Annotated in this window: 4 protein-coding genes; 1 reads left to right on the forward strand and 3 read right to left on the reverse strand. The window is 63.7% G+C overall.

Annotation, left to right across the window (positions count from 1 at the left end; all coding sequences use genetic code 11):
* Window positions 1–161: 161 nt before the first annotated feature.
* The 3 genes from ACWCO2_RS36530 to ACWCO2_RS36540 form a co-directional block, all read right to left on the reverse strand.
* Entirely contained in the window at window positions 162–449 is a 288-nt protein-coding gene (locus ACWCO2_RS36530) for a transposase (RefSeq protein WP_450132381.1), read from the reverse strand.
* A 254-nt stretch (window positions 450–703) separates the two neighbouring features.
* Window positions 704–3151, reverse strand: coding sequence for an NACHT domain-containing protein (locus tag ACWCO2_RS36535; RefSeq protein ID WP_450132382.1), 2448 nt, complete (start codon window positions 3149–3151; stop codon window positions 704–706).
* 154 nt (window positions 3152–3305) lie between these two features.
* The gene (locus ACWCO2_RS36540; RefSeq protein WP_450132383.1) at window positions 3306–3821 is read right to left on the reverse strand and encodes an RDD family protein; all 516 of its coding nucleotides are present in this window, start codon (window positions 3819–3821) and stop codon (window positions 3306–3308) included.
* A 1801-nt stretch (window positions 3822–5622) separates the two neighbouring features.
* On the opposite strand from ACWCO2_RS36540, the gene ACWCO2_RS36545 reads away from it, so the two are divergent.
* Window positions 5623–6117: an IS3 family transposase gene (locus ACWCO2_RS36545; protein ID WP_450132384.1), complete on the forward strand. Its 495-nt coding sequence runs from the start codon at window positions 5623–5625 to the stop codon at window positions 6115–6117.
* Window positions 6118–6124: the final 7 nt, after the last annotated feature.

The following is a 6124-nucleotide window of genomic DNA, read 5'->3' on the forward strand; positions in this document are numbered from 1 at the left end:
CGGCGAAAGCGTCCGTTCGAGCGACTACGGTCGACCTACCCCTACGCCGTGTCCGCCGCGTCTCACCAGGGCGGATGAGATTATCGGCAAGTGCAACGTCACCGCGACCGGCACCCTGATCGGGGCGCCGGCCGCGGCCAGCTCACGGACGAGCGGGAACACTATTTTCCCGGCAGATTGCCCTGCGACAAGTACGCGGCGGCCTTACGCAGGACCTCGTTCTCCTGCTCCAGCAACCGGTTGCGCTTGCGCAGCTCCCGCAGCTCGGCGGACTCCTCCCGCGTCACGCCGGCACGCTTGCCGTCTTCGAAGTCCGCGGCTTTGAGCCAGTTGGCCAGACAGGACTCGGAGATCCCGAAATCCTTGGCGATCTGCTTCAACGGAGCATCGCCCCGACGGGCGACCGCGACCACGTCGTCACGGAACTCCTGAGGGTAGGGCTTGGGCACGGTGGCATCCTTCCAGGTGAGACAGCCGCCCAGATCGACCCAAAATCCAATATTCGAGCTCCACAGGAGACTGTCCACACTCGCCTACCAGCAACGCCACCCGGGAACGATCGGGCGCGGAGCAATAGTGATCCACACCAGACCTTTGTATGGTGCCTGCGTCATCGACCTCTACCACTCGACCGACGTGTCAGTTCGCGGTGAAACGAATTCGGCAGCATAGCGCTGGCTGCGACTCGCCCGATGCGCTGCAGTCATGTCGGTTTCGACTGGTCTTCGGTGCCCACTCGGTCCAGCAGGATTCGGTGCCGGAACTGGTAGTGCGCACCGGATTGACGCAACACGCCTGCTTGTCTGGACACTTCGAGGAACCGCATCAGGCGCCACGGAAGTCGCCGTTGGCACGCCAGCCACGCGTGCCTGATCTGGTACGGCGGCCAAGCGAAGAACATCATGACTGCGGTCACGCCGCCGACCAGGCCACCGCCGATCGAGGTGAGCGCTAGGAAAGCCACGTCCGTGGATACGATCGCGATCGAGCCGCCGGTGCCGATGCCGAGCGCGACCGCGAACATCAAGTAGCACACCGCAGTGGATCGGCGATCACGGGCGAGGGCATCCTGCGGCGTGGGGGCGCGCACTGTGGCCAGCACGATGTACGAGGTCATCATGCGCAGCAGGTAAGCGGCAATGCCCCCGATCGCCTCGCCGACGATCAGGGAAACGACCGCTCCCAAGCTCGCCGCGACGAAAATCTCTGGTCCGAGCCCGGTCCACAGTGCGTGAAGGTCACCGAACACCGCGACCAGCGCGAGCGCCAGGAACCAGGTCAGCGCGACTGTGTACCCACCTTGGACGAGTCGGCGTAGCCGGGTTTTCAGGTCCGCCGTTTCCCTGAATCCGCCGCCACCACGGCGTTGTTGCTGATCACCGCGGTGCCAGACCATCAGGTATGCGGAACAGAACGCAAAACCGAACAGCACCCCGAAGAACGCGCCGACACCGATGCCGACCGCAGGTTGGCCCACCGAGAGCAGCAGCGCTCCATAACCGGCTCCGGCCAGGACCGCGACTGCGGTTTCCGGGAGTAAGAACGGGATCGCCCGCCGGATCTCCCACCAGGCGAAGTCCTCTTTGCCGTGTCGAACCAGATGCCGGGCCAGAAAACGCAACCACCGCAACGCCGCGCGTACCGGGAAACGGATGAAACGCTCGGGGCGCGCCTCCACTTCCGCGCCCACGGCAGCAGGGACGAACTCGTCGAGTAATCGGCGCTGCAGTTGCGAACCATCGCGAACCAGCTGTTCCGTGACAGGGGAGGCTCCCTTCGGGAACAACCGCCTCAACAACCACGCGTTGAACGGATTGCGCAGCACCACCGAAACCGCTGATGTGGGGCGGGTCTCCAGCTCGGTGACGACCGGCTGCCACCACGACCGGTCGGCGTCGTCGGCACCCGCCAGGTAGCGAACGATCTCGTCCCGGTCCAGTGGGCGCAGTTCGATCACCCAAGATCCACCGAACTCGGCTCCGCCAGCTTCCATAGCGGCCTGATAGCTGTCGTTGCGGCACACCACCACCAGCGGCGCTCGGGTGCCCAGGGTACGTTCCAGTTCGTCCAGCGCCGCAGGCAGGGCGCGCGGGCCGACTTCGTCGACTCCGTCCAGGATCGGCAGAATGCGACTGTTTTCTTCGTCGGACATTGAAATCGCCCCGGCGTAGTCCTCCTTGACCCGGTCGTGGATCCATCGCCCCAGGTCCTGGCCGAGGCCAGGCTGCCAGAGCGCCAAGCGCAGCACCACCGGAATCATGTCCGCCGCGGCGTGGTCATTGAGCAATGCCAACGCGAAACGCGCCGCGTACACGGTCTTCCCAGCGGCCGGTGCGCCGACAATCAGTAAACGCCGCCGCTGAGCGGGCAATCGGCAGAACGCCTCGACGAGATCATCCAGATCGCCGTCCGGCGGAACCGCACCCACCGTCGAGCTCACCGTGCGCCAACTGACCCGCAGCACTTGGCGGCGTACCCGAAGCGTGTTCTGCAGCCGCTCGATCTCATCTTTGACGCAGCCGCGCAGCTGCGCACCGATCTGTCCGGCGCTCGCGGTGGTCGATGTCCCACGTTGCGACATGTTGTTGAATATCTGCACCGCAGCGGAAACGGCGCCCAGCAACGTGGTCAGCATCGCCAGGTATTCGGTGCGCGTCCCCAGTAGCACGAGCAGCCACAAGAAGAAGGTGACCGCCAGCAGAACGACCGCCGCGTACACCAGCCGACGAGTGGACCGCCTCTGTGCCCGGTCGCCGCTCATGTGTCGATCGTCCCACGAACCACTCGCGCCGACCGTGATTTCATCAGTAAAGCGGCAATCACTCGTCTCGTGACGCGGGTGGGGGCTGTTGAGGAGCCGGACCGAATTGTGGAGGCGACGACTGCGCCCCTGGTTGCTGGTAATCCTGTTGCTGATACGCCGAGGACTGGTTAGGCGGCTGCTGAAAACTCGACTGGGGAGGCGCCGGAGACGGCGGCATGGGCGGCGAGGCTCCAGAGCGACGGCGACGGTACGCCTGGCGGGCGCGGCCGAACGCGTCGCGTCCCTTGCCCGCCCTACGATGGACCTCATTGGTGATCTGTTGTGCTGCGGGGGACTGGATAGCCTTCTGGACACGCTCGTCGTTGAAGGCCTGTCGAGCCTGCTCACGGACAATCTTTCCCCCGCGCTTGGCGAAATCCGCCCCCGTACGGTATGCGTGGCCATTCGTCAGCACTGTGCCCGCCGCGAAATCCCTCAGTGATCGGCGCTTCCCGACCAGGGCTAGAAGGGCGTCGGTCCAGAACGCCGCTACGGCGAGCAGTCAGCACATCACAGCGAAAACGACCCAGCCCTGTACCAGCAGACAGCAGGCGGTGGCGAAGAGTCCGATGTCAGTAAGCGTCATCATGAAGGCGCGAATCGCGGCCTTGCGAAAGCCGAGCGCACTCCGCTTGATCGGTAGGACACGAACGTCGAAAAGCACGTTTCCGACTGTGCGGCCTTTGAGCACCGCCAGTCCGGCAAACTGATAAGCAAAGGTGATTAAGACGAGCGCGAAGAACGCCTCCTGCACGTAAAGGACGGCCGAACGCCAGACAGACCGGCCGAAGCGCGCGCTTGTGTCAGTGAGGTCGCCCTGCCCGGCGACCATGGCCCACACACTGTCGTAGACCAGGCCGGGTACGCTCGAAAAGAGACCAACGAGACGTTGGTACGTAACGATGGCGAGCACAACGCCTACCACAACGACAACCATGAAGTCAACTATCCAAGCGCCCACACGGCGGCCCGTGGATAGTGCTTCCGTTGCTGACATCGAAGCCGGCCCGATCTTCATCGCCCCCAAGGGATCTCCCGACATCCAGCACCTCCCCTCTATTTCCACCCTGTGCAGGTGGTTTCATTATTTCGGCTTGAGCAAAGGCCCCATTGAACATCCTTGACGGGACCCCCGATAGAGAAATGGAACGTTTTTCGCTCGCCATTTCCGGCACTGATGAAGGGATCGGGCTGGGCGTAGCGGATCTGCCAGGTACCTTTGTCGTTGACTCCGCAGCCAAGATGTTGATTCGTGCTGCGCGGTGTCCTCGATCTGACCATCGGCTGTAGCAGTTGTTCGTTCCAGGAGACGGATCCGCGGGCAAACGCGTAGTTGGTGCGGATGTCCCGACTGGCACTCGCGGCCGGCGGTGGTGGAGCCTGCGGTGGCGCGTTGATCGTTTCCTGCGGCCGCGCCACTGGTGATTCGGGTGGATCTTGCGTTTCTGGCGGCGGCATCGGACGTGCCGGGGGGGGGCATGGCGGGTTGTTTCGCTTTTTGCGTTGTCTCGCGCGGAGCAAGTGGCGGCACGCTCTCCGCGTTGGGCAAGCTGGTCGCCAGCGGAACCTGCGGCGGTGATTGCGCGGTGAGGAAGCTTGGCCTGGTGACGGCTACACCGACGATGGCGAGGATGACCGCGGCTGCCGTAGCAGCGGCGAGAAGTGTGGCCTGGTGCTTGCGCCGTGGGGCAAGGCTTGGGACCGGTGTTACTGATTCCGGACCGGGGACATATGCCGGAACGCTTGACCAGGCTGCTCCTGGACCCGGCGGGACTGATTGTCCAGACAAGTCATCTTGTGGCGGCGAGGAAACCGTGCCAAGCATGAGATCCCGCGCGCAGTACCGAAGTTGACCCGCGATGTGGGCAGCGTCTTTGCAGGCAACGGGATTGTCCGCAATACATTGACCTACCAATGACCAAAGTTCGTCCGGTACCGACGGCGGCTGGGTGGGACCATTGACAGACGAACGGAAGCCGATCAGTTCGGCGAGCACGAACCCCAACGCCTGGATCTCGTCAGCGGGCGGCCTGCCGGCCAGCGTGGTGTGGGATGGCAGAAGTACGGCGCTATGAGGATCCAGAGGACTATCTTGCGCGCCTACTAGAATCGTGTCAGCTGGGAGTGGAAAACACGATTTGCCTTGTGAATGGAGGACCACCAGGCGATCTGCTAGACGCACCACTAGCAGCGCGGCGTGCTCCGGTGCTAGCGCACCGTGCCTCTCCAAGTAGGCGCGCAGGCTGATGTCGGGAGCTCCACGCATGGTTGTCGATTCCCCGGTTTCGCGTTGTAGGCACTCAAGTTGCGCCGGCGCGCAAGGCGGTCCTGCTACCGGAACAAGCACTACACGTACGTGCCGTGATCGTAGCCGAAGATCTGGCGGCGCGGGACCCATCCGAAGCTTTACAGCTCCTCGTGCGCCTGGTTGGGCTAACCCGATCGCGCCTTTGGCCCGTATCGCGAGCACCCACGTTGACAGCGCGCGAATAAGAGCCGTCGATATCCATCAGACTCCAGGCCTACCGTCGGAAAACCAAGATATTCTGTGCAATTCCGTGCAAGGACTTGCTACACCAAGCGCACGGCTGATCCCGTACCCGAAGCGCCCTGGGGAGCCCGTCCACGCGCTCGGCCTGCGCAGCCTCGGCCGCCGCGATGAATTCGGCAGCAGTGTCGGTGGGTTCGACCGTGCGGGGTTCCAAAAGCTGGCCCGTGTCCCCCGAACTGCGGTTACGGCACGCTCTGCAACAGGGCGTGATCGCGAGCCATGTCACTACGCCTGCTGTATCTGATCTTGGTGCGGATTGTGCTGGCTGTTGCTGCTCGGCCGTTCGTCGGCGTACAAAGACGTTGAAATCCTGGTGCTGCGTCACGAGGGGGCCGTATTGCGCAGAACCAACCCGAAACCCCGGATGAACTGGGCCGACCGGGCGGTCTTCGCCGCGCTGATCCGGTTGCTGCCGAAGGCGCTGCGGGCGCACCGGTTGATCATCCCAGGCACGGTCCTGCGTTGGCATCGTCGCCTGGTGACCAGGAAGTGGACGTACCCGAACCGCACCGGGCGCCCGCCCGTCGATGACGCCATCGCCGTGTTGATCGAGCGCATGGCCAACGAAAACCATACCTGGGGATACAAGAGGATCCAAGGTGAACTGCTCAAGCTCGGCTATCGAGTGGGTGCCTCGACGATCCGCCGTGTTCTCAAACGATTGCGCATCCGGGTCTGCCCAGAGTTCGGTTGTCACTCGGGGTTGACTGGTGTCAGGCCGCGTGTGCGGCGGTGTAGATGGTCTCAAACTCGACCGGGGTGAGTTTGCC

It is taken from the genome of Saccharopolyspora sp. NPDC002376 (assembly GCF_053593195.1).